Origin of the sequence: Streptomyces sp. NPDC051109 (genome assembly GCF_044455885.1) — a bacterium.
Classification (GTDB): Bacteria; Actinomycetota; Actinomycetes; order Streptomycetales; family Streptomycetaceae; genus Streptomyces.
The window spans coordinates 361,284-384,860 of record NZ_JBITFF010000002.1; the positions used below are offsets into that span (position 1 = coordinate 361,284).

Here is a 23,577-nt window from a genome sequence, read left to right on the forward strand (position 1 = left end):
GCGCGGACCGGCCGCCGCGCGCATCATGGGAGGTGGTGAAGGCTCCTTCCGCCCGGCAGAGGAGGGCACGGATGACTGCCCAGCGCTTCGAGCTGGTGTTTGCCGAGGGCCCGGACACGAGCGAGGACGTCGTCGTGGTGACCGCCACCGGCCAGGCCGGGCCGGGCGGCCACCCGGTTTACGCGGACGCGACCGGCATCGTCCGTGCGGAGATCAGCGACCAGGAAGAGGTGCGCATCCTGGCCTCCGGCGGCGGCCAGGACCCGGCCCGCGTGGTCCGGGTCCGGCCTCTGCCCTGAGCACGTCCTGAACGCGTCCCGAACGCGTCCTGAACGCACCGTTGCTCCGTCCGAGTTCTCTTGCGTGCCCGTTCGGTCGCACCACCCGAGCGCATGATCATCATTTAGCCGCGCAATCGTTTTGATGCTCCCAACGTGCCGTGGGCGAGCTGGGAAGGCTGCGTGGCGATGTCATCGACGCACCGTGCACAAAAGGAACGACGCGTACGACGGGCCCGGGGGGCACCGGGCACCAGGACGTGGAGCGTGGTGGCCGCCGTGACCGGCGCGGCACTCGTCGTCGCCGCGGCCCCGGGCCGGGCGCCCGAGCAGGATGCCGCGGGGCGCCCGGCCGGCGCCCCGGACGCCGCCGTGACCCTGCTCGTGGGCCGGGCCCTGGACCAGGGGGACGGCGGCATCGCCGCGCGGTGCGCCCTGGAGGCGTTCCGGGACGGCCTGTGCACCGGCTGGCGGCAGCAGCGCGTGCGCGCAACCTCCCGGGGAGCCGGGTCGGTCCTGCGCGGGCCCTCGTCCCGGGAGGCCGGGGGAACGGATCGTACGGTCGTCCTCCCCACGAACTCCGGCGGCCCGCTGGAGATCGCGCTCGCCGAGGCGGGGCAACTCACCGACGTCACCGTCCACGACGGCCACGGGCGCTACGTGGGCGGTGAACTCGCCCCCAGGAGTCGCCATTGGACCAACACCGAGCCGCTGCGGGCCGGCGAGCTCTACACCGTCCAGGTCGGCGCCCAGGACGCGGCGGGGACCCCGGTCGGCGTCACCATGGCGTTCCGGACCGCGTCGCCCCCGGACGAGGGCCGGCTCACGGTGGAGTTCGGGCCGCGGCCCGGCACGTACGGCGCGGGGCAGATCGTGACGGCCGCCCTGAGCCGGCCGGTTCCCGCCGCCGACCGGACGGCCCGGGCCCGGGTGGAGCGGGCGCTCCAGGTCACCTCGGAGCCGGCCGTCGAGGGCGGCTGGCACTGGGTGGACGATTCGACGCTGCACTACCGGCCGCGTACGTACTGGCCGGCGCATGCCGAGGTGCACGTGACGAGCGGTCTCGACGGGGTCGAGGTGGGCGACCGCGATTACGGCGGTCCCTCCGACTCCACTGAGTTCACCATCGGGGACCGGATCGAGGCGGTCACCGACGCCGAGGCGCACGAGATGACCGTACGCCGCAACGGCAAGGTGATCCGGACGATCCCGGTCACCACCGGCAAGGCGGGATTCCGGACCCGCAGCGGCATCAAGGTCGTGCTGCGCAAGGAGTACCAGGTCCGGATGCGCGGGGACTCCGTCGGCATCAAGCGCGGCACGAGCGAGTTCTACGACCTGCCGGTCTTCTACGCGACGCGGGTGACGTGGAGCGGCGAGTACGTGCACGCCGCGCCCTGGTCGGTCGCGTCGCAGGGCGAGGAGAACGTGAGCCACGGCTGTACGGGCATGAGCACGACGGAGGCCGCCTGGTTCTTCCAGACCGTACGGGAGGGGGACATCGTGCAGGTGGTGAACAGCGAAGGCGAGCCGATGGCGCCGTTCGAGAACGGCTTCGGCGACTGGAACCTGGACTGGCGGGCCTGGCAGGCCGGCAGTGCCCTCACCTCCTCCGACGCCCCCGTCTCGGCGGCCGTCCTGCCGGCGGTGTCCCACCACACCGCGACCCGGCTGCGCCCCTTGACGTGAGCGACGCGCCAACGCGGCCCGGTGCCGTACCCGGCGGATCCGCCGGGTACGGCACGGGACCTCGGGCGGGCAGCCCCCTGGGAACTACTTGGGCGTGGGGCAGACCTGCCAGGCGAGGTGGTAGAGCGTGCTCACGCTCGCGTCCGTGGAGTCCATGGCCATGAAACTCGTGGCGGTCTGCGGATTGGACGTGCCCGCATTCACGCGCAGTTCCGTATTGATGTTGAAGTTACGTTTCTCTCCGCACGGGGCCCAGACCAGATCCGCGTACTCGGTCTTGTCGCTCGACTGCCAGTTGTCGTTGTGCGGCCCATTGAACTGATGGGTGCGCTGGGTCGTCTGGGGCATTCCCTGGAAGTAGTAGTTCGCCCGCTCCTGACCCCACGCCCCGGGCTGGAGGAATGCGAATCCGCGGTAATCCGCCTGGACGATCGCATAGGTGAATCCCGAAGGAACGTGGACGCGGAGATTGAGCTGGCAGTTCTTGCGGAATGCCGTGGGCGGCGCGCCGGGCCCCACCTGGGCCAGATAGTCACTGTAGGTGACCGTGAAGGCGGTGTTGTCGGGTGCGACGGCCACTTCGGCGGTGCCCTCGCGGCAGCCCGACCCGTTGACGGTGGCGAGTTCGATCACGATCTTGTCGGGCGGGGCGGTGATCTGCGGGGTGTGTCCGGCGGCCCCGGCGGAGGTCGCCGCCGTGGCGATCAGCACGGCCGCCGCGCCACCGGTGAGCAGGGTACGAGCCAGGGAATGAGACATCGTTGTCACTCCTGATCATCGATCGGTGTTTCCTGCGCTCACGCCGCGTCGGCCGCCGCCGGGCACTCCTTCCACTCGAAGTGGTAGACCGTGCTGACGCTGCCGTCCGTCGAGTCCATGCTCATGAAGCTCAGGGCCTGCGGGTTCGACGTCCCCGCGTAGACCCGCAGTTCGCTGTTGACGTTGAGGTTGCGTTCCTCGCCGCAGGGCGCGAAGACCAGGTCCTGGTACTCGGTCCGGTCGCTCGCCTGCCAGTCGTCGGAGTAGGGTCCGCCGAACTGGTGGGTCGTACGGGCCGTCTGCGGCATGCCCTGGAAGTAGTAGCTCGCGCGCTGCTGGCCGTAGGCCCCGCGCTGGAGGTGGGCGAAGCCTCGGTAGTCGGCGCGGGCGATGGCGTACGTGAAGCCCTGCGGTACGTGGATCTGGAGGGCGAGCTGGCAGTTCTTGCGGAACTCGGTGCCGCCGGAGCCGGCGCCGGCCTGGGCCAGGTAGTTGCTGTACGTGACGCTGAACGAGGTGTTGTCGGAGGCCGCGGTGACGCCCGCGGTCCCCTGCGGGCATCCCGATCCGTTGACGCCGACCACCTCGACGGTGATTCTGCCGGGCGGCGTGTCCACGGTATCGGCCTGCGCGGGTACGGTCAGGGCGCATAACGCCGCGACCGCCGCGCCGACGGTGAATCTGCGGAGCGACATCGTCGTTTCTCCATTCATTCGGTCCGGCAGAACCGGAACCGGAACCAGTGCGAATTTCGGCATGCACATGCCACCACAGCGGGTGCGTGCTGGGAAGGACGCGAAACGGCCAACACCTCCGTTCCGCACCGCCCTGGCCGAATTCGGGCACCGCGGGACCGGACGCCGGCGGTGGGTGTGCGGAGGGCGCGGATGGGCAGGCGCTGGGTATGGCCCTCCAGCACCCGGCGGAACGCGCCGACGAGGGGCGCGCCGCCCGCTTCGAGAAGCTGGCCGAGCTCGCCTCCAATTTCACGAGTTCCGCCGTCTTCTCCGTACTGTGCGTGCTCTTGGTGGCCGGTTTCGTCGTCGTACACCTGGCGGGGCTGTCCACGGAGTGGCAGCACCTCGCGGGCGACGCCATGGCCGCCGTGTCCCTGCTGCTGCTGGCCTTGCTGAAGAACTCCGAGCGCCGCGCCGAACACGCGATCCAGCGCAAACTCGACGCGATCGCCGCGGCGCTGCTGGAGCAGCAGGAGGAAAGGGCAGGCCGGGCAGGCCAGGAAGGGCAGGGTCGGGGCGAGGACGCGGCGGGCAAGGCCCACGAGGACCTGGAGTCGGCCATCCGGATGGAAGAGCGGTTGTAGGGGCTCCTACGGCCGTGAGGCCAACTCCGGCAGCATGGCGGCCGCACCCACGGCCAGCCAGGCCAGGTAGTCCCCGACCGGCACCGGATGCAGGCGGCGCAGCGGCGGCCGGCCCGCGGCGGCCGCCGCCCTGCGGGGGCCCGCGCCGCCCGGCCACCACAGCGCGGCCTCGGCAGCCCCGGCCAGCAGGCACGCCAGGCCCGCCGGGGCCGGGCCGAGGCACCGCGCCCTTCGCGGTCCACTCCGCCGGGACGGCTTCCGCCGCCGCACCGCCGCCCGGGATCCCGCCGCCGGCCGCCGCGGCCGCGTGCCCGGCCCGGTCCGTGAAGAGCGCCGCGCCGTGGCCGAGACTCTCCGCCACCGCCGGACCGCCCCGGCGAGCAACCCCGGGAAGAGCAGTCGCGGAGCCCCGACCCGGGGCGGGTTCGATGCCTTCCGCGGCTCCCATCCGGTTCTCCCGCTCCCCACTGGTCTCGGCATCCGTGAGCACCGGGCTCGGGGGCCCCGCCCGCGCCCCGGAAGATCCGGGCGGCCGGCCACCGCCGAAGCCAGGAGGAACACCGGCAGCAGCACGGTTCCCGCCGCCTCCTCGCCGAACGCCTTCCCCAGGCCCGCGCCGGGGCGAACAGCAGGCCCCCGGGGGCAGGGCGCACGCCTTGCCGTGGAGGCCGCGCCCGTCCACCGGTCCGTACTGGTCGAGCAGGACCCGCACAGCCCGAAGAGCGCCCCCTTCGCGCAGCCGCGGCCGGCCACGTACACGGCCGTGGCGCCGGTGCACGCAGACTCTCGGCACCGGCCCGCCGCCCGCCCTCCGGCGCGGCGTCCGGCGCGGGAGATGCCACCCGTTCGGCGAAAGCACATGGAGGGCGTGTGCGTCAAGGCGCGAGGCGGCGGGAGGGCGGCCGCGATAGGCTCGTACGGGGCGCAGGAGAGGGATGATGCGGATGTGTCGCTGGCTCGCCTACTCCGGTTCACCGATGCTGCTCGACGCTGTTCTCTACCAGCCGGAACACTCGCTGATCGATCAGAGCCTCCACGCCCGGATGGGCGTCGAGTCGACGAACGGCGACGGTTTCGGCATCGGCTGGTACAGCGCCGACGGCGACGGCACACCGGCGATCTTCCGGGACATCGGACCGGCCTGGAACAACCGCAACCTGCGGGAACTGGCAGCGCACGTCCGCTCGACGCTGTTCTTCGCACATGTCCGCGCCTCCACCGGCTCGGCCGTTCAGCAGACGAACTGCCACCCGTTCCGCCACGGCCGCTGGCTGTGGATGCACAACGGCGCCATCACCGACTTCCACCGCCTCCAGCGCGATCTGTGCATGGCCGTCGACCCCGCGCTGTTCCCGTGCATCGAGGGCTCCACGGATTCCGAGGTGATGTTCTACCTGGCCGTCACCTACGGCCTCGACCAGGACCCTCCTGGCGCGGTCGCGCGGATGACGGGGCTCGTGGAGCGCGTCGGCAAGGAGCACGGCGTCGCCGACCCGATGCAGATGACGATCGCGGTCAGCGACGGCGAGCGCGTCTGGGCCTTCCGCTACTCCAGCGCGGGCACGTCCCGTTCGCTGTTCTACAGCAGCAGGGCCGACACGGTCCGGCAGCTGTACCCGGAGCTGCCGTTCCTGCGGGAGGTCTCGGACGCGACGCGGCTGGTGGTCTCCGAACCGCTCGGCGACCTCCCCGGGGTGTGGAACGAGCTCCCCGAGGCCAGCTACGCCGTCCTCCCCTCCGCGGCCACGGAGGACTACCACCCCTTCATCCCCGAGCTCCCCTGAGGTCGCGGACCGCCGCCGCGCCGCGTCCCGTCGTCAGCAGATGCGGGGCAGCTGCTCCCCGATCGGCAGGTCGACCACGCGGGTCCCGCCGAGGCCGGTGCGGGCCACCACCAGGCCGGGGTGGGCCTCGACCGCCTCGCCGATCACCGTGGCACCGCGGCCCAGCGGGTGCGCGCGCATCGCGTCGAGGACGGCGTCGGCGTGCTCCCGGGGTACGAACGCGACCAGCTTGCCCTCGTTGGCCACGTAGAACGGGTCGAGGCCGAGGATCGCGCAGGCGTTGCCGACGGCCTCCGGGACCGGCACCCGGCCCTCGTGGACGACGACCCCGGTGCCCGAGGCGGCCGCGATCTCGTTCAGCGCGGCCGCCAGCCCGCCGCGCGTGGGGTCGCGCAGGACGTGCAGGTCGGGGGTGACCGCGAGCATGGCCTGGACGAGCCCGCCCAGCGGCGCGCAGTCGCTCGTGACGTCCACCCCGAATTCGAGGCCTTCGCGGACGCTCATGATGGCCACGCCGTGCAGGCCGATCTCCCCGCTGACGATGACGACATCGCCCGGCACGACGCGCTGGGGGCGCAGGTCCACCCCGTCGGGGATCAGCCCGATGCCGGCGGTGTTGAGGTAGATGCCGTCGCCGTGGCCGGCCTCCACGACCTTGGTGTCGCCGGTGGCCACCTCGACGCCCGCGGCCCGCGCGGCCGCGCCGAGGTCCTCGGAGACCCGGGCCACCACGGAGAGCTCGACGCCCTCTTCGAGGATGAACCCGCACGAGAGGTAGGCGGCACGGGCGCCGCTCATGGCCAGGTCGTTGACCGTGCCGTTGACGGCGAGGTCTCCGATGCTGCCGCCGGGGAAGAACAGCGGCCGCACCACGTACGAATCGGTCGAGAAGGCGAGGCGGACCCCGCCCAGGGTGACCGCGGCGGAGTCACCGAGCCCGGCGAGCACCTCGCCGCCGAAGGCGGGGGCGAAGATGTGCTGGACGAGCTCGGCGGAGAGCGCTCCGCCGCCTCCGTGGCCCATCACCACCCGGGGGCGGTCCCGCAGCGGGGCCGGACACGTCCAGCCCGTCACGTCGAGTACGGCGTCGGACAGGGCTTCAGACAACGGGGCTCGCCTCCAGCGGTGCGGTCCGGGCGGCCGGCGCGAGGTCGAGGCGCCGGTAGAGGTAGTACGCGGCGCACGCGCCCTCGCTGGAGACCATCGTGGCGCCCAGCGGGGTGCGCGGGGTGCAGGTGGTGCCGAACGCCTCGCACTCGTGCGGCTTGATCAGACCCTGGAGGACCTCTCCGCTGCGGCACTCGGCGGGCTCCTGCGTGGCGATGCCGGTCACCGAGAAGCGGTGCTCGGCGTCGTAGTCGCGGTAGCGGGCGGACAGCCGCCAGCCGCTGCGGGGGATGACGCCGATGCCGCGCCAGGCGCGGTCGGTGACCTCGAAGACGTCCTCCAGCATGGCGAGGGCGGCCGGGTTCCCCTCCGGGCGCACCGCGCGCGCGTAGGCGTTGTCGACGGTGTGCTCGCCCCGCTCCAGCTGCCGTACCGCCCGGCGTACGCCTTCGAGGATGTCCAGCGGCTCGAACCCGGTGACCACGATGGGGACCCGATGGCGCGCGGCCAGCTCCGGGTACTCCCCCATGCCCATCACACTGCACACGTGCCCGGCGGCGAGGAAGCCCTGGACCCGGCAGCTCGGGGAGGTCATGATCGCCTCGATGGCCGGGGGCACCCGGACGTGGGAGACGAGCAGGCTGAAGTTGGTGATCCCGAGCTTCTTCGCCTGATGGACCGTCATGGCATTGGGCGGCGCGGTGGTTTCGAAGCCGATGCCGAAGAACACCACCTGGCGCGACGGGTTCTGCCGGGCGATCCGCAGGGCGTCGAGAGGGGAGTACACCACCCGTACGTCGCCGCCCTCGCTGCGCACCTGGAACAGGTCGCGGCCGGATCCGGGCACGCGGAGCATGTCGCCGAACGAGCAGAAGATGACATCGGGGCGGGAGGCGATCTCCAGCGCCTTGTCGATGACCTCCAGCGGGGTCACGCACACCGGACAGCCCGGTCCGTGGATCAACTCGACCTGTTCAGGCAACAATTGGTCGATCCCGTGCCGGATGATGGTGTGCGTCTGGCCGCCGCAGACCTCCATCAGCGCCCAGGGCCGGGTGACGGTGGCGTGGATGTCGTCGAGCAGGCGGCGCGCCAGCTCCGGGTCCTGGAACTCCTCGATGTACTTCACTGCTGCTGCGCCTCCTGCTGCGCGATGTCTTCCGTGAAGGGCCAGTCCGATACGCCCGCCTCGGCCGCCGCCCGTTCCCAGGGGTCACCGAACTCTTCCTGGAGCATGCCGAGTTGTGCGAAGAGTTCGAGGGTCTGCCGGGCCGACTCCTCGTCGAGGCGCTGGAGCGCGAAGCCGACGTGGACGATGGCGTACTCGCCGACCTGGAGGTCCGGCAGGTACTCCAGGCACACCTCCTTGACCACACCGCCGAAATCGACGGTCGCCATGCGGGTCCCGTCCTTCTCCCCGATGTCAAGCACTCTGCCGGGTACCGCCAGGCACATGGCCCTCTCCTTGCTGTGGGTGTTGCGGGGCGCAGGCCGCCACCATGAGCTGGCCGAGGGCCAGCCCCCCGTCGTTCGGCGGGACGCGGTGGTGGCGCAGGACGGTGAAGCCGCGCTCGCGCAGCAGGCGGGCGCAGGCGGAGGAGAGCACGGTGTTGGCGAAGACCCCGCCGGTCAGGGCCACGGTGTCGAGGCCGTGCCGCTCGCGGGCGAGGACGGCCAGCGTGCCCACGAGATCGGCCACGGCCGCGTGGAAGCGGGCGGCGACCACGCCGGGCGCGAGACCCGCGCGTACGTCGCGGACCACCGCCGCCAGCACGGGGGCCGGGTCCGCGGCCAGCGGGGCTGCGCGGCCGCCGGGCGCGGGGGCCCGGAGGGCGAACGCGTAGCCCGGACCGGCGTCCGCGCCGCTCCCCGGGCCGCCCGCGCCCGCGGTGAGCGCCGCGCCCTCCAGTTCGACGGCGGCCTGGGCCTCGTACCCGGCGTGGTGGCAGATGCCCGCCAGGGAGGAGACGGCATCGAAGAGGCGGCCCATGCTGGACGTCGGCACGCAGTGCAGGTTCCGCTCCAGCTGGCGCCGGAGCAGCCGCAGTTCCTCGGGCGGGCAGGCCGCCGTGCAGGGCAGGTCCGGGTCCCAGTCGAGCCCGGCGGCGCGCAGGTGGGACAGGGCCATCCGGTACGGCCGGCGCACGGCGGCGTCGCCGCCCGGCAGCGGGACGTAGGCGAGGTGCGCGAACCGGGTGTAGCCGGCGTAGTCCGCCAGCAGCACCTCCCCGCCCCACACCGCCCCGTCGTCGCCGTATCCGGTGCCGTCGAAGGCGACGCCGATCACCTTGCGGGTGCCGCTGGTGCCGTGTTCGGCCATCGCGGACGCGATGTGCGCGTGGTGGTGCTGGACTCCGAGGACCGGTCGGCCGCCGGCCCGGCCGCGGACCAGGCGGCCCGAGCGGTAGCCGGGGTGCCGGTCCACGGCGAGCAGCCCGGGCGTGACCCCGGTGATGGATTCCAGCTGCTGCTCGGCGCGTTCGAAGGCGTACTGCGTGGCCAGGTCGTCCATGTCGCCGATGTGCGCCGACAGCCAGGCCTTGCGGTCCTCGCCGAGGCAGAAGGCGTTCTTGAGGTCGCCCCCGGCGGCGAGCGCGGCGGGCACCGACAGCGGCAGCGCGAGGGGCAGCGGTGCGAGGCCGCGGGAGCGCCGCAGGGTCAGCATCTCGCCGTCGCAGACCCGGACCACGGAGTCGTCGCAGGGGACGTGGATGGGCCGGTCGTGGGTGAGCCAGGCGTCGGCGAGCCGGGCGAGCCGGTCCAGGGCCTCGCTGTCGTCGGTGACGATGGGCTCGCCCGACAGGTTGCCGCTGGTCATGACGAGCAGCCGGGGACCGGGCGGGTCGCCGGGGAGCCCGAGCAGCAGATGGTGCACGGGGGTGTAGGGGAGCATCACGCCGAGGTCGGGGCTGCCCGGGGCGACGGCGTCGGCGATGAGCTCCTGCGGGCGGGCTCCGGGGCGCCTGCGCAGCAGGACGATGGGCCGGACGGGCCCGGTGAGCAGGGCCCGTTCGGCCTGGCCGAGGTGGACGAGGTGCTCGATGTCGGCGGGTTCGCGGGCCATCAGGGCGAAGGGCTTGTCGCCGCGGGCCTTACGGCGCCGCAGCTCGGCGACGGCTCCGGCGTGCGCGGCGTCGCAGGCGAGGTGGTAGCCGCCGAGGCCCTTGACCGCGAGGATCGCCCCGTCGGCCAGCAGCCGGCGGGCCTCGGCCACGGGGTCGGCCCCGGCGGCCTCGCGCGGCGGCGATCCGGCGAGGAGGCGCAGCCGGGGTCCGCAGGCGGGGCAGGCCACCGGCTGGGCGTGGAAGCGCCGGTCGGCGGGGTCGGCGTACTCGCGGGCGCAGTCGGGGCACATCGGGAAGCGGGCCATGGTGGTGTGCGCCCGGTCGTACGGCAGTCCGGTGACGATGGTGAAGCGGGGGCCGCAGTGCGTGCAGGTGATGAAGGGGTGGCGGTGGCGCCGGTCGGCCGGATCGGCCAGCTCCGCGAGGCAGTCCGCGCACGTGGCCACGTCCGGGGAGACGAGGGTGCGGGCGAGGCCGCCGGAGCGGGAGGCCACGATGGTGAAGCCCGCGCCGCCGGATACGGGGACCTCGTGGTGGTCGACGGTGTCGACGACCGCCAGCGGTGGGGCGTCGGCCGCGAGCCGCTCGCAGAAGGCCGATACGGCCGCCGGCGCGCCCTCGACCTCGGCGACGACCCCCTCGGGTGTGTTGGTGACGTGCCCGGCGAGGCCGAGACCGGTCGCGCGGGTGTACACGTACGGCCGGAAGCCGACGCCCTGCACCACTCCGCGCACGATGACCCGGCGGCGCTGTACGGCTTCCATCAGCGGGTCGGCACCGCGGCGGAGTGCGCCTGATCCTCGGCGTGGTGGCCGTGGTCGTGGTCGTGGTGCTGGTGCGTGTGGTGCTGGTGCGTGTGGGCCTGGTGCGGCTGCTGGGCCATGACCGGGGCGTGCACCGCGCCGCCGGCGCCCACCGCCAGCGCCCGGTCGAGCAGGAGGCCCGCGCCCTCGCCGCCGCGGGCCGAGGTCAGTACCACCTCCACTCCGGGGTTGACCTGCTGGACGTGCGCGCGGAAGGCGGCCTCGTCGAATTCCACGGCCTGCGCGATGTCCGTCTTCGTGATCACTACGAGCTGGGCCAGCCCGAAGGCCGTCGGGTACTTGAGCGGTTTGTCCTCCCCCTCCGTCACCGAGGCCAAGACGACGCGCAGCGACTCGCCGAGGTCGTACGAGGCGGGACAGACGAGGTTGCCGACGTTCTCCACGAACAGCAGCCGGGTGTCCTCGGGCAGCCAGCCGTCGAGGTGCCGTCCCAGCATGGCCGCTTCGAGGTGGCAGAGCCCGTCGGTGAGCACCTGCTTGACGGGAACACCCGAACGCGCCAGCCGCAGCGCGTCGTTCTCGGTGGCGAGGTCGGCGGTGAGCGCGGCGACCGGTACGCCGCGCTGGCGCGCGAGGCCCAGTTCGCGCTCCAGCAGGGCGGTCTTCCCGCTGCCCGGGCTGGAGAGGAGGTTGACCACCGTGGTGCCGCGGGCGGTGAGTTCGGCGCGCAGGGCGTGCGCGGCCGAGTCGTTCTTGGCGAGGACCGCCTGCTTCAGGTCGACCACACGGCACATGGTTCAGCGCTCCTCGGAGATCGGTTCGCGGGTGGGGGCGGGGGCGGTGGCGGTGGTCCGGAGGCGGTCTTCGCCGGGGCGGGGGCCGTCCTCCCAGTGCACGCTGAGGATCTGCAGCTCGCGCCCGGTGAGGAGTTCGACCTCCGTCGCCTGCCCGCAGCCCGGGCAGACCAGCCGGGGCGGCATGCCGACCGCCCAGTCGTCCGTACAGGAACGGCAGTGTGCGCGGGCGGCGACCGGCTCCGTCACCAGCTCGGCGCCTTCGAGGAGCGTCCCCGCGCAGGCCAGTTCGAAGCAGAAGGAGAGGGCGTCGGGGACCACCCCGGCCAGCTCTCCCACCTGGAGGCGGACCGAGGTGACGGCGGTCGCACCGCCGGCCACGGCGGCTTCCTCCACCTGGCCCACCACGGCCATGGCGATCGACATCTCGTGCATGGGACTCCGTCCTGCCGGGCCTCATTAGACCGGCCGGCGCCGTGCGGGGGGCTCGGGCACGCCGACGCGCCGACGCCCCGTACGCCATTCGGGCGCCGGGGCGGTCGCACGTCAGGGATCGCACGTCAGGGATCGCAGGGATCACAAGTCACGGGTCACGGGTCACGGTCACATGCGGCGGATCCTCAGATAGCGCTGGAGGTCGGGGAGCACCACGCACAGTGCGGCGACGAGGGCGGCGGCGGCCGCGCCGCCGATGATGGCCTTCTTCATGGGGGTTCTCCTCAGTTGGCGGCGGCGCTCTGTTCTTCGTCGAGCGGCCTGTCTTCTCCGAGCGGCTCGCCGTCCGGGCGGCGGACCAGGTCCAGGACCATCCGTACGGCCTCCGGAACCGCTGCGGCCACCGGGGCGCTCAGACCGATGCCCTCCTCCAGACAGCCGGGTTCGCAGCCGACGACCCAGATCCGCCGGGGCGGCGCGGTCCCGGTTCCGGCGCACAGGGTGTCCAGCAGGGCGAGCACCGCGTCGGGCGACATCTGGTGGCCGTCGAGTACGGGGGCCTGCGGGGCGAGGGAGCCAGGCCCTGCGGCCTCGATCAGGTACAGGGTGCCCGGGGCTCCGCCGCGGGCGGTGGCGTCCACCAGGACGAGCGTGTCGTAGCCGTCGAGGAGCTGGTAGGCGAGGTGGACCCCGCGTACCCCGATGTCCACCACCTCGACGTGCTCGGGCAGCGTGTGCCCGGGCCCGGCCAGCATCCGGACGGCCTCGACGCCGAAGCCGTCGTCGCCGAGGAAGACGTTGCCGATGCCGGCGATCAGGACGCGGCCGCTCACGCGCCCTCCAGGGGGGCGACCTCGTCGGGCTGGAAATAGAGGAACCGGCCCTGTTCGCGCCGGATGTCGGCGCCCGGGTCCCCTTCGACGGTGACGGCGAGGTGCACTCCGCCGTCCACGTCGTGGAGGACGGCCTCGACCTGGGCCGCCGCCCCCTGGAGGAACAGGTCCTGGGCGTCGGTGCGCCGCAGGCCCGGGCGCAGCAGCACCCGGCTGCCGGGGCCCACCGAGGTCCCGTCGATCAGGATCCGGTCGCGGGCCGGGTCGGCGGGATCCGCGTGCGCCGGGTCCCACCAGGGGGTATCCGGCTTGAACACGGCGTCCTCGTCGAACAGTTCGGTGAACGATTCGGGGGTGGGCGCACCCGGGTCGGTGATCTCGCGGAGCGCCCGGACCGCGCCGTGCAGGCGTTCCAGCACCTCGGGCGGCATGGTGTCGGCCATGTCGATGACGGCGGCCGCGCGGGCGTCGGTGCCGCGGGCCTCCCGTTTCTCCTGGTCGGTCAGGGCCGCCGTGCGCAGGGCGAGGATCTCGTCGATCTCGGTGGCGTCGTACATGGCCCCGATGCTCTCGGGCGCGATGCCGGGGTGGTCCTCCAGGATGATCGGAGAGGAGAGCACCACGTCGCTGCTGCCGGGTTCGCCGGCGAGGACGGGCCAGGTGTGCCGGTTGGCACAGGTGGCGACGGAGGCCTTGGCCCACTCGGGCGGGTCGGTCATCGAGAGGAAGGACCCGGCGCTGAGCCCCAACAGGAGGTGGGCCGCCACCAGGGAGCGGGGCAGTACGACGTCGCGATCGGCGCCGGCCGCGTCCGGTGTCCAGTCGCTCGTGTTCTCGACCACCGCCGTGAGCTTGAACGCCCGGTACGGGACGTCCAGTTGCTCCGCGCGCAGCCGCAGCACCCCGTCGGCACGCTCGGTGCGCCGCACCAGGCGGCCCACTTCCCGGCCGTCGGCGCCGAGGACGGGCTCGGTCTCCTCACGGGCGGGCCGGACGAAGGGCAGGCAGACCTCGCCCTCCTCCAACTCGGCGACCGGCACCACCATTTCGACCCGCTCCTCCGTCCCCTCGTCCCAGGGGACCAGGACGCGGTCGGGCAGGTGCAGCTCGGGCACGGTCGCGAACGAGCCGTCGGCGCGGACCTCTTCGACCGTACGCCGCTGCGCGTGCAGGAAGCGAAGCTCGACGGCGAGGGTGGCCGCGCCGCGCGGTTCCATGACCACTTCGGTGCGCTGGAACGAGTGCTCGCCGTGCGCGGGGCCCCATGCGGGCGGAACCAGGACGCCGAACTGCCAGCGCAGCCGGTTCTTCGCCGCCGACGCCCGGTAGGGGTAGAGGACGTAGCCCTCGAAGAGGACGGCGTCGGCCACCTGCCGGGCGACGGCGAAGCGCGAGTCGGGCAGGGCCGTCGTCGTCATGGCGCGGTCCTCTCGGCGGCCCGCGGCAGTACCGCGCCGGCCCAGGCGGGGTCCGGGGGCGGCGGCTCGGCGGTCGACGCCGCGTCCAGCAGGGTCCTTACGGTCGCCTCCCAGGAGGCGAGCGCGTGGCGGGAGCGGTAGGCGAGCAGGTCCGCCATGGTGTCCCGGGGCAGCCGCAGCCAGCCGCAGCCGGGGAAGTGCTGTTCGACCATCTCCCGCCACACCTCGGCGGGCATCCGGAACGGGGCTTCACGGTCCCAGGGAACGGGCTCGACCCGGAAGCCGCCCGCCCCGGTGAAGGCCGTGCCGGAGAACAGCATGAGCAGCGGTGCCTCGCCGTCCTCCAGGGCGCTGAGGTAGCGGCCGGAGGCGATGTCCATGTCGTACGAGCACGGCACGACGACGTCGGTCTCGGTCTCCCCGGTGAAGCTGGGGACCATCACCGAGACCTGGGCGAACTGGAGGGGCTGGAGGGTGGTCCCCCAGCGGGCCCGCTCGCCGAACAGGTCGTGGAGCGCGGCGGCTTCGCCGGCGCCGTAGCCGCGCTTGGCCGGCTCGATGCGGATCTGGCAGCGCAGCGCGAGGGCGTGGACGCGCTCGTCGGCGGCGGTGGTGATGCGCAGCCGGAAGACCAGGGTGGGGCCGGCCGCGTACGGGTCGGCGCGCACCCCGGTGCAGGCGAAGGCGAAATCGGTCACGGCCGCCCCTCCCCCGCCCCGGCAGGGACCTTGGCCTTGCGCTCCACCTGCGCGAAGAAGGAGTTCAGCGCGGCGCGGGCCTCGGCCCCGCCGTCGAATCCCTGCCACAGCAGCCGCATCCGCCCCACCAGCTCGTAGCAGACGTCGATGGGGACGAGGTAGCACTCCGTGCGGCCCTCGGTCCGGCGCAACAGCAGCGCCTCCACGTCGGGTTCGAGCAGCGCGGCGAGCGCCCCGCCACCGAGTACGTCCTGCCAGGTCGCCGGGTCCAGTTCGCTCTCGGTGGCGCCGGCCGGGCTCGGGTAGAGCGCGACCAGCCGGTCGAGGGCGGCGTTGCGGAAGAAGAAGGCCACGCCGACCGGGATCTGGAGCTGCTCCCAGGCGCCCTCGCCGAGCCGGTGTTCCGGGTCGGTGAGGTAGCGGTCGGGGACGGCGCGGAAGCGCCCGGTGGCGGCGCCGGGCCGGTCGAAGAGGAGGGCGCACGCGGTGCAGGCGCAGACCAGTGCCCGCTTCTCGATCTCCACCAGGTGGCGGTGGCCGTCCTCGGGGACCGCCACCGCGCACAGTTCGCAGCGTTCGGGCCGGGGCGGCCGGGGCCCCGTGAACCGGCGCAGGCCGCGCGCGCCGCGCAGCCCGGCTGAGTGGGGGGGCCCGGCCTGGTGAAGGGGCCCGGCGGAGCCGGCGGCCGGCTCCGCCGTCGCCCAGGGCTGCGGCGCGTTCACCGGGCCCGCGCCGGGGCCTGCGGGCGGGTGCCGATCTGGAGCAGGGGCAGGGGCGGCTCGGCCGCTTCGAGCTCCACCGAGGTCACCTCGGGCGCGAAGCAGGCCAGGGCGTCCTCGACGGCCTGCGGCACGGCGTCGCCGCCGGAACCGCAGCCGCAGCCGCCGCCCGGCGCGGACCGCAGGCGCAGCACCCCGGTGGCCGCATCGAAGCCGATCAGCTCCACGGGGTCCCGTACGGTGTCCAGGGCGCGGGCGATCCGCGTGTGGACGTCCTCGGGGTGCAGGTCGTGCAGGGCGAGCAGGCTCGCGACGAGCTCGTCGTCCAGCAGCCCGCCGAGGCGCTCCACGCCGAGCCGCTCCACGATGCGGGCGAGCCCGGCCCCGTAGAAGTCCATGAGCACGCGCACCAGTTCCTCGGCCGCGGCGCAGGCCTCGCGGTCGCCGGAGGCGGCCAGCCGGTCGAGGACCTCGTCCACCCGCCGGCCCGCGTCATGGGCGTCGGTCACCGTCGCGCTCATCCGCCCAGTCCGCTCAGGCCGGTGGGCACGTGCATCTGCTTGACCGTCTTGCCGCCGCCGACGTACATGTGGACGCCGCAGGGCAGGCAGGGGTCGAAGCTGCGCACGGCGCGCATGATGTCGATGCCCTTGAAGTTCTCCGGGGAGTTCTCCTCGAAGATCGGGGTGTTCTGGACGGCGTCCTCGTACGGTCCGGGGGTGCCGAAGGTGTCGCGGGTGCTGGCGTTCCACGGGGTGGGCGGGTACGGGTGGTAGTTGGCGATCTTGCCGTCGCGGATCACCATGTGGTGCGAGAGCACGCCGCGCACGGCCTCCGTGAAGCCGACGCCGATGGACTCGTCCGGGACCTCGAACTTCTCCCAGGTCTGCGTGCGTCCGGCGCGGACCTCGGCCAGGCCCTTCTCGGCGCAGTGCAGCGCGATGGCGGCCGCGTACGCCTGGAAGTACGTGCGGGCGCGGTTGCGCTCCAGCGCGTTGCTCCACTGCGGGATCTTCCACTCGAAGCGGGTCTCGGGCTTGGTCATGGTGCGGGGCAGGGTGATGACCACGCTGTGGCCGGTGGCCTGGACGTAGTCGGTGTGGACGAGCCCGGACAGGGCGGTGGACCACAGGCGGGCGATGGGGCCGCCGCCGGTGTCGAGGGCGAGGTGGTCCTTGCCGTCGAACCAGCGCGGGGACATCACCCAGCTGTACTTGTCGTCGAAGTTCCGCTTCTGCGGGGCCGGGATGGTGTGCTGGTTCCACGGGTGGCGGGCGTCGACCGGGTTGCCGAGCGGGTCGTGGGTGACGAACTTCTCCTGGCCCTGCCAGTCGTCGTAGTACGAGCTGCCGAGGAGGATGCGGATGCCGAGGTTGATCTCGGTGAGGTCGTTGGTGACCAGTTTCCCGTCCACCACCACGCCCGGGGTGACGAACATCTTCCGTCCCCAGTCGGTCATGTTGGCGTATGTGAAGTCGCAGTACTCGGGGTCGTTGAGCGCACCCCAGCAGCCCAGCAGGACGCGCCGGCGGCCGACCTCCTCGTACCCGGGCAGGGCCTCGTAGAAGAAGTCGAAGAGGTCGTCGTGGAGCGGGACCACGCGCTTCATGAACTCGCAGTACCGCATGAGGCGGCTCATGTAGTCCGTGAAGAGCTGGACGGAGGCGATGGTGCCGACGCCGCCCGGGTAGAGGGTGGAGGGGTGCACGTGGCGCCCCTCCATCAGGCAGAACATCTCTCGGGTGTACCGGCTGACCTGGAGGGCCTCGCGGTAGAACTCGCCCTCGATGGGGTTGAGCGAGCGCATGATGTCGGCGATGGTGCGGTAGCCGTGGTCGCCGGCGTGCGGGGCCTCGGTGCGCTCGGCGAGTTCGAGGACGCCGGGGTTGGTCTCGCGGACCATCTTCTCGCAGTAGTCGACCCCGACCAGGTTCTCCTGGAAGATGTTGTGGTCGAACATGTACTCCGCCGACTCGCCCAGGTTGATGATCCACTCGGCGAGGTGGGGCGGCTTCACCCCGTACGCCATGTTCTGGGTGTAGACGGAGCACGTGGCGTGGTTGTCGCCGCAGATGCCGCAGATGCGGCTGGTGATGAAGTGCGCGTCGCGGGGGTCCTTGCCGCGCATGAAAACGCTGTAGCCGCGGAAGACGGACGAGGTGCTGTAGCACTCCGCGACCTTCTTCTGCTTGAAGTCGATCTTCGTGTGGATGCCGAGACTGCCCACGATCCGGGTGATCGGATCCCAGGCCATCTCCACCAGGCCGCTGCCGTCACCGGCCGCCTTCGTCTTCGGTGTCATCTTGTCTGCCGTGACCCTTCTTGGAGACGGGAGCTGGAGGTTGGGAGAGGCGCAGCGGTGGGGTGCGGGCCGGGTGGACGCGGGGCCGCGGGTGGCGCGGTCACCAGGGCTTGCGGTAGCCGGTGGTCAACTGCCGCCCCGGATGGCGCCACTTGGGCTCCTGGTCCACGGTGTGCTCGGTGATCGACCTGAGCTTGCGGATCAGCGTGCCGTAGACCCCGCTGGCGGTGGCGGAGACCTTCGCGCCCGGAGGCTCGTCCATGAACGGCATGAACTTGTCGGGGAAGCCCGGCATGGTGCAGGCGATGCAGATGCCGCCCACGTTGGGGCAGCCGCCGATGCCGTTCATCCAGCCGCGCTTGGGCACGTTGCACTTGACGACCGGGCCCCAGCAGCCGAGCTTGACCAGGCACTTGGGCGAGTCGTAGGTCTGGGCGAACTCGCCCTGCTCGTAGTAGCCGGCCCGGTCGCAGCCCTCGTGCACGGTGGCGCCGAACAGCCAGGTGGGGCGCAGCTTGTCGTCCAGCGGGATCATCGGCGCGGAGCCCGCCGCCTGGTAGAGCAGGTAGGTCAGGGTCTCGGAGAAGTTGTCCGGCTGGATCGGGCAGCCCGGGACGCACACGATCGGGATGCCGGCCTTCGAGGTCCAGTCCCAGCCGAGGTAGTCGGGTACGCCCATGGCCCCGGTGGGGTTGCCCTCCATCGCGTGGATGCCGCCGTAGGTGGCGCAGGTGCCGATCGCGACCACGGCGAGGGCCTTGGGCGCGAGGCGGTCGATCCACTCGCTGGTGGTGATGGGCTGGCCGGTCTCCGGATCGTCGCCGAAGCCGCACCAGTACCCCTCGGGCTTGATCTTCTCGTTGGGGATGGAGCCTTCGACGACGAGCACGAAGGGGTCGATCTCCCCGCGCTCCCCCTTGAAGAACCATTCGATGAACGTGTCGGCGCCTCCGACCGGTCCGCACTCGAAGTCGATCAGCGGCCAGTGCACGGCGATCTTGGGCAGTCCGGGGAGGACGCCCATGACGATCTCCTCGATGCTGGGCTGCATCGCTGCCGTCAGGGACACCGAGTCGCCGTCGCAGCTCAGTCCGGCGTTGATCCAGAGGATGTGGATCGGGGGGTCCTCTACTGCCGTGCTCGGCGTTGCTGCATCCATGAGGATCGCTCCTTGGGAAGGGATGCGGGGGGGGTGGGTGGGGCGGGGACGCGGAGGGGGTGCAACGGGGACGGGGCGGACGGGCAGGTGCTCCGCGCCGGCCTCACCCTTCTTGCTAGCAGCCGGCCGGGCCCGGTGCCCTGTCTTGTACGGCCGGTCCAGTGACCGGGGGCCGCCGGGAGGGCAGGGCTGCGGTGCGCCGTCCGGGCACGGTCCGCTCCAGGTGGGCCGGGGTGCGGTCGGCCGGCTCCTTGCGTACGAAGGCGCGGCGCAGGGCGTGGTACGAGGCCTGCGGGTCGAAGAAGGTCTCCCGCATCCGCGCCAGCTCCGCCTCCCGGTAGGCGGCGAGCGGCCGGACGCTCTCGTCGGCGTCGCGGCGGGCCTTCTTGCCGGCGATCCGGGACAGGATGGCGGGCGAGTCCGCCACGCGGACGGCGAGCCGGGAGGTCTCGTCGGCGAAGGCCTGCGGGGCGCAGTCGATCGTACGGTCGACCAGCCCCAGTCGGCGGGCGGCTTCGGCGCTGATCGGCAGGGCATCGGCGGTGAGGCGGTCGGCGACGCCGGTTCCGGTCCGGCGGGGCAGCGTGTAGGTCCAGTACTCGGATCCGTACAGGCCCATCAGCCGGTAGTGCGGGTTGAGGACCACGCCCGTACGGCACCAGACCTCGTCGGCGGCGAGGGCCAGCATGGCCCCGCCGGCGGCCGCGTTGCCGCCGAGCGCGGCCACCACGAACCGGTCGGTGGTGGTCAGGACGGCCTCCACCAGGTCGTCCATCGCGTTGATGTTGGCCCAGGACTCCTCGGCCGGGTCGGCGGCCGCCTCGATGACGCCGAGGTGGATGCCGTTGGAGAAGAAGTCGCGTCCGCCGCCGAGCACGAGGACGGAGACGGGCCGGGTGCAGGCCTCCCGGTAGGCGGCGAGCAGGCGCCGGCACTGCGCCGTGCTCATCGCGCCGCCGGGGAAGGAGAACGTGAGGAAGCCGGCCCCGCCCCGCTCGCGGTAGGTGATGTCGGACCAGGTGCGCGCGCCGTCCGCGTCCTGCTCGGCGGTGTACGGCGGCGCGGGGATCTCGGGGAGGGGCGGCAGCCGGTCGCCGAGGGCGAGGGTGGCCGGGAGTTTGACGGGGGCCGGCTCACCGGGCATGCGCCGCGCCCGGAGCTCGGGGATCCACACGGCTCCGTCGGCGGTCGCCCGGCAGATCGCGCCCGCGCGGGTGGCGATCAGCTCGCCGGGGCGGCCGCGCAGCCGGCCCTCGGCGTACCCGCCGTGCAGGAACCACTGGCTGCCGAGCAGCTCGTCCAGGACGCCCGGCTGGGAGTCGGCGGCGCGCAGCGCGCGGACGACGCGCTCCGTGGAGTCGTTCGCCCAGTCGATCCGGCGCAGCTCCTGGCGCAGGTACGGCCGGGCGCGGCCGGATCGTTGCCGCTCGGGGACGTGGGTGCCGGAGGCGAAGCGGGCGACGGCCGTCAGCACGGCGGACAGCGCGGCGTCGGCGATCTCGCCGCGGTACGCGTCGCCCTTGGCGACGGGCGGCAGCGGGCAGTCCGCGGTGGCCCAGACGTCGCCCGCGTCCATCTCCTCGCAGGCCTGGAGCACCGTGACGCCCCAGCGGGTCGCCTCCTCGGTGACGGCCCAGTCGAGCGAGGAGGGCCCGCGGTCACCCACGGGCCCCGGGTGGACGATCAGACAGGTGTGGGCGGACCAGACCTCTCGGGGGATGGGCGTCTTCAGCATGGGCGCGAGCACGAGGTCCGGCCGGTGGCGGTCGACGGCTTCGGCGAGGGAGACGCCGGGCAGGGCGAGCTCGACCGCCACGCTGTGCCCGCGGTCCCTCAGCTCGGCGTGTACGCGCTGAGTGAGACTGTTGAACGCGCTGGCGGCGAGCAGGATGTGCACGTGATCTCCCAAGCGTCCGGCCCCCGGCGATCTGCGGCCGCGGCAGGTACGGCCGCTGGCGATCGTCGACCACGCGAGGCCGCGGGCCGGTGAGGCCTACGGGGGTGTCACCCGGAAGTGGCCACCCGGAGCCGCCACCTGGTGGAAGGGCGACGGCCACGGCCCGGTGGTCCCGGCCGGCCGGGGCCCGGGCGGCGCGACGGGGTCCGGGTCAGCCGACCGGGGCGAGCCGCAGGTGGTGCGGATCCCGGGCCAGGTGCGCGGAAAGGTCCGGGAGGGGCGGAGCCTCCCCGGCCGTGAACCAGACCAGCACGTCCTCGCCGGTGCGTACGGGCAGGGCGGGGAAGGTGTTCCGGGCGTGCTCGCTGCGGTGGACCGCCATCGGCGCGCGGCCGGCGGCGGTCAGCCTCGGCCGCAGGACCCGCTCGAAGTGACCGGCGAAGGACGGGGCCGAGGGGTGGCAGACGGTCACCGCGACCGGTCCGCCTCCGGCCGGGGCTGCGAAGCCCGGGCCCCGCAGGAGCAGGACGTCGTCGGAGTCCGCCATGGTCGCGTTGGCCCGGTCCCGGTGCTCCTGCCAGACGGGGCCGCCGTAGAAGGCGCGCAGCGAGCGTTCGCGCTGCTCCATGTCCGGGAAGGCGCGCAGCCAGACGAAGCGGTCAGGGTCGTCCAGGTCCCGGAACCGCCCACCGACGGTGATGCCCGCCGCCTCCTGTCCGGTGACGAACTCGCGCTCGAAGAGCGCGATCAGGGTGTCCCGGGCGCCCGGGTGCAGGGTGTACTGCCTGAGTTCCACGATCATGCGCGCAGACTAGGGCCGGTCCACTGACACCTTCCGTCAGTGGACCGGGCCCGGTACCGGCCCCGCCGGTGGACCGACCGGTCCCGGCCCGGTCAGCAGCCGGGGGCGCCCGTGCCGCCCCGCTGAGGCAGGCTCAGGTTGGGAGCGGAGCTCGGCCAGGTGAGGGTGACCGTCTCCGTCGTCCCGTCCGGGCCGAGCTGGACGATGGGGGTGGGCTTGCCGACCGGGTTGCCGTCGGCGCCGAACGAGAGCCAGCCGCTCGCCCCCGGAAGCATCTGCGCGCAGTAGAACTGGTGGAGGATGCCGGTCTCCAGCCCCGGGTTCTTCAGGCCCGCCTCGTCGTGCCGGGCCGCGCTGATCGCGGCGACGGCGGCGTCGTGCGAGAGCATCGCCTGCCCGCTGGCGAGGTCCGCGGGGTCGAACGACAGGGGCGTCGCGCCGGACCGAGTGGTGGCCAGAGGCTGCTTCGTGCACGGGTCGGGCCGCCCGGTGAACGCCGACCAGAACTGGTCGTAGTTGCGCTTGGCGTCCGATCCGGGGCATTCGGTCCCCCACTCGTCCGGACTGGCCAGGGCCGTGTACGCCACCGTGACCCGGCCGGAAGCCACGCCCTTGAGGACCGCGTCGTCGCGGATGGCCTCGGAGGCGTCGTCCCCGACCAGGATGCGCAGCTGGGGGATGCCGCAGGGAGTGCCCTGCACCCAGTTCTGCACGAAGGCTCCGAGGTCGCGGCCTCGGCCGGCGAAGTAGACGACGGACGGTGCGGCCTGGCAAAGGTTGGCGTGCATCAGGTTGAACTGCTGGACCAGGTAGTCCTGGCGGCCGGCCCCGCTCGGCAGGCTGCGGGGCGAGGTGTACGGGAGCACCGTCACCGTGCGGCCCGGTGCCTGGAAGCGGGTCTTGGCCTCCGCCGCCAGCGTGGCCGTGTAGTCGTCGTCGGCGACGCTGTCGGCCACCACCGCGAGCGAGGTCACGGCCGGGTGCAGTCCCGTCACGTACTGGCCGGCCGCGACGACGGAGTCGGAGTTGGTGGGCGAGACCCGGAACATGTCGGGGATCAGCCGCTTGCCCGCCGGGTCAGAGGGGTCCACGTTCATGGAATTGCCGGTGACCGTCGATCCGATGACCGGGATGTGCAGCTGGGTGGAGATGGCCGCGGCGGCCTGCCGGGCCTGCTCGGTGCTCTGGCCGAGGCCCACGACCGCCGAGACGTGCTCGGCCTCCGCGTACTTCCGGACCGCCTCGACCGCCTGGTGCCAGGACCCGTACTGGCTGCCCATGTTGGCCAGGTACAGCTTGACGCCGGGTGTACTGCCGTACGCCGCCGTGTTGTTGGCGCGCCAGACGGCGGCCAAGGCCCCCTCGATGTTGGGGTACAGCGATTCGTAGGTCAGCGTGTCCACGTCTTCCACGGGTGAGAGGTTCAGCATCAGCACGACGCTGGTGGAGTTCCCCTTCACCGCCTGGTTGGCGGTGCGGACCGCCTCCTCCAGCTTGCGCATGCGCGCCGGTTCGCCCTTGGTGAAGGGCGTGCTGTCGAGGTTCACGCCGACGCACGCCGGCGGTTTGCCGGCGGCGGTCATCCCGGCCCCGCACGACAGGGCGGGCGGGAACAGCACGCGGTAGCCCCATGTCCCGCCGAATGCGGCACCGGCCAGGAGGAGGAGGGCGGCGGTCAGTGAGAGCACCGGATGGCGGCGCAGCCTGCCGAGTCGGGGGTTGCGTACACCTGCGGGCATGAGGACTCCTTGCG

Annotated in this window: 24 protein-coding genes; 4 read left to right on the forward strand and 20 right to left on the reverse strand. The window is 72.9% G+C overall.

The genetic code is table 11. The features are described 5' to 3' along the window. Positions 1-71 precede the first annotated feature (71 nt). Both ACIBAD_RS04630 and ACIBAD_RS04635 read left to right on the forward strand, forming a co-directional pair. Positions 72-299, forward strand: a complete 228-nt coding sequence (locus ACIBAD_RS04630) for a DUF6296 family protein (protein WP_134068980.1) — start codon at positions 72-74, stop codon at positions 297-299. A gap of 246 nt (positions 300-545) precedes the next feature. Further along, positions 546-1,967 carry an Ig-like domain-containing protein gene (locus tag ACIBAD_RS04635; RefSeq protein ID WP_398904450.1) on the forward strand — a complete coding sequence of 474 codons (1,422 nt, stop codon included), beginning with the start codon at positions 546-548 and terminating at the stop codon, positions 1,965-1,967. Between the two features lie 84 nt (positions 1,968-2,051). Here ACIBAD_RS04635 and ACIBAD_RS04640 read toward each other — a convergent pair whose 3' ends face one another. Next, positions 2,052-2,714, reverse strand: coding sequence for a DUF4360 domain-containing protein (locus tag ACIBAD_RS04640; protein ID WP_134074208.1), 663 nt, complete (start codon positions 2,712-2,714; stop codon positions 2,052-2,054). Between the two features lie 50 nt (positions 2,715-2,764). Then, positions 2,765-3,421 carry a DUF4360 domain-containing protein gene (locus ACIBAD_RS04645; RefSeq protein WP_398904452.1) on the reverse strand — a complete coding sequence of 219 codons (657 nt, stop codon included), beginning with the start codon at positions 3,419-3,421 and terminating at the stop codon, positions 2,765-2,767. 209 nt (positions 3,422-3,630) lie between these two features. Here ACIBAD_RS04645 and ACIBAD_RS04650 point away from each other — a divergent pair, with 209 nt between their 5' ends. Then, a complete protein-coding gene (locus ACIBAD_RS04650; protein ID WP_134068982.1) occupies positions 3,631-4,047 on the forward strand; it encodes a hypothetical protein in 417 nt (138 codons plus the stop codon). Positions 4,048-4,053: 6 nt separating this feature from the next. Here ACIBAD_RS04650 and ACIBAD_RS04655 read toward each other — a convergent pair whose 3' ends face one another. Then, positions 4,054-4,317, reverse strand: a complete 264-nt coding sequence (locus ACIBAD_RS04655) for a hypothetical protein (RefSeq protein WP_398904454.1) — start codon at positions 4,315-4,317, stop codon at positions 4,054-4,056. Between the two features lie 674 nt (positions 4,318-4,991). Between ACIBAD_RS04655 and ACIBAD_RS04660 the strand changes: the two genes are divergently transcribed. Beyond that, a complete protein-coding gene (locus tag ACIBAD_RS04660) occupies positions 4,992-5,831 on the forward strand; it encodes a class II glutamine amidotransferase (protein WP_134074209.1) in 840 nt (279 codons plus the stop codon). 33 nt (positions 5,832-5,864) lie between these two features. Here the strand turns inward: ACIBAD_RS04660 and hypE are convergent, their stop codons facing one another. The 17 genes from hypE to ACIBAD_RS04745 form a co-directional block, all read right to left on the reverse strand. After that, positions 5,865-6,926: a hydrogenase expression/formation protein HypE gene (hypE, locus tag ACIBAD_RS04665; protein WP_398904773.1), complete on the reverse strand. Its 1,062-nt coding sequence runs from the start codon at positions 6,924-6,926 to the stop codon at positions 5,865-5,867. Between the two features lie 4 nt (positions 6,927-6,930). Next, positions 6,931-8,067 (reverse strand): hydrogenase formation protein HypD, encoded by a 1,137-nt coding sequence (gene hypD / locus ACIBAD_RS04670; RefSeq protein ID WP_398904457.1) that lies wholly within the window; start codon positions 8,065-8,067, stop codon positions 6,931-6,933. After that, entirely contained in the window at positions 8,064-8,393 is a 330-nt protein-coding gene (locus ACIBAD_RS04675) for a HypC/HybG/HupF family hydrogenase formation chaperone (RefSeq protein WP_134068985.1), read from the reverse strand. Before ACIBAD_RS04675 ends, hypD begins: the two co-directional genes overlap by 4 nt. After that, positions 8,362-10,767: a carbamoyltransferase HypF gene (gene hypF, locus ACIBAD_RS04680; protein WP_398904459.1), complete on the reverse strand. Its 2,406-nt coding sequence runs from the start codon at positions 10,765-10,767 to the stop codon at positions 8,362-8,364. The genes ACIBAD_RS04675 and hypF overlap by 32 nt, the downstream gene beginning before the upstream one ends. Next, complete coding sequence (gene hypB, locus ACIBAD_RS04685) at positions 10,767-11,561, reverse strand: hydrogenase nickel incorporation protein HypB (RefSeq protein ID WP_398904461.1); 795 nt, start codon at positions 11,559-11,561, stop codon at positions 10,767-10,769. Before hypB ends, hypF begins: the two co-directional genes overlap by 1 nt. Positions 11,562-11,564: 3 nt before the next feature. Further along, positions 11,565-11,996: a hydrogenase maturation nickel metallochaperone HypA gene (locus ACIBAD_RS04690; protein ID WP_134068988.1), complete on the reverse strand. Its 432-nt coding sequence runs from the start codon at positions 11,994-11,996 to the stop codon at positions 11,565-11,567. Positions 11,997-12,164: 168 nt separating this feature from the next. Continuing rightward, the gene (locus ACIBAD_RS04695) at positions 12,165-12,269 is read right to left on the reverse strand and encodes a DUF6893 family small protein (protein WP_398904464.1); all 105 of its coding nucleotides are present in this window, start codon (positions 12,267-12,269) and stop codon (positions 12,165-12,167) included. Between the two features lie 11 nt (positions 12,270-12,280). Continuing rightward, positions 12,281-12,829 carry a hydrogenase maturation protease gene (locus ACIBAD_RS04700; protein WP_398904466.1) on the reverse strand — a complete coding sequence of 183 codons (549 nt, stop codon included), beginning with the start codon at positions 12,827-12,829 and terminating at the stop codon, positions 12,281-12,283. After that, positions 12,826-14,247, reverse strand: a complete 1,422-nt coding sequence (locus ACIBAD_RS04705; protein WP_134068990.1) for a hypothetical protein — start codon at positions 14,245-14,247, stop codon at positions 12,826-12,828. The genes ACIBAD_RS04700 and ACIBAD_RS04705 overlap by 4 nt, the downstream gene beginning before the upstream one ends. Next, the gene (locus ACIBAD_RS04710) at positions 14,244-14,945 is read right to left on the reverse strand and encodes a DUF6084 family protein (RefSeq protein WP_398904468.1); all 702 of its coding nucleotides are present in this window, start codon (positions 14,943-14,945) and stop codon (positions 14,244-14,246) included. The genes ACIBAD_RS04705 and ACIBAD_RS04710 overlap by 4 nt, the downstream gene beginning before the upstream one ends. Beyond that, the gene (locus ACIBAD_RS04715; RefSeq protein WP_398904775.1) at positions 14,942-15,559 is read right to left on the reverse strand and encodes a DUF5947 family protein; all 618 of its coding nucleotides are present in this window, start codon (positions 15,557-15,559) and stop codon (positions 14,942-14,944) included. Before ACIBAD_RS04715 ends, ACIBAD_RS04710 begins: the two co-directional genes overlap by 4 nt. Before the next feature lie 104 nt (positions 15,560-15,663). Continuing rightward, the gene (locus ACIBAD_RS04720; protein WP_398904470.1) at positions 15,664-16,185 is read right to left on the reverse strand and encodes a hypothetical protein; all 522 of its coding nucleotides are present in this window, start codon (positions 16,183-16,185) and stop codon (positions 15,664-15,666) included. After that, entirely contained in the window at positions 16,182-17,966 is a 1,785-nt protein-coding gene (locus ACIBAD_RS04725; protein ID WP_134068993.1) for a nickel-dependent hydrogenase large subunit, read from the reverse strand. Before ACIBAD_RS04725 ends, ACIBAD_RS04720 begins: the two co-directional genes overlap by 4 nt. Before the next feature lie 100 nt (positions 17,967-18,066). Continuing rightward, the gene (locus ACIBAD_RS04730; protein WP_053693570.1) at positions 18,067-19,125 is read right to left on the reverse strand and encodes a hydrogenase expression protein HypE; all 1,059 of its coding nucleotides are present in this window, start codon (positions 19,123-19,125) and stop codon (positions 18,067-18,069) included. 115 nt (positions 19,126-19,240) lie between these two features. Further along, the gene (locus ACIBAD_RS04735; protein ID WP_398904473.1) at positions 19,241-21,022 is read right to left on the reverse strand and encodes a hydrogenase maturation protein; all 1,782 of its coding nucleotides are present in this window, start codon (positions 21,020-21,022) and stop codon (positions 19,241-19,243) included. A gap of 211 nt (positions 21,023-21,233) precedes the next feature. Continuing rightward, positions 21,234-21,824, reverse strand: a complete 591-nt coding sequence (locus ACIBAD_RS04740; RefSeq protein WP_134068995.1) for an NIPSNAP family protein — start codon at positions 21,822-21,824, stop codon at positions 21,234-21,236. A gap of 92 nt (positions 21,825-21,916) precedes the next feature. Further along, complete coding sequence (locus ACIBAD_RS04745; RefSeq protein WP_134068996.1) at positions 21,917-23,563, reverse strand: ABC transporter substrate-binding protein; 1,647 nt, start codon at positions 23,561-23,563, stop codon at positions 21,917-21,919. Between the last annotated feature and the right edge of the window lie 14 nt (positions 23,564-23,577).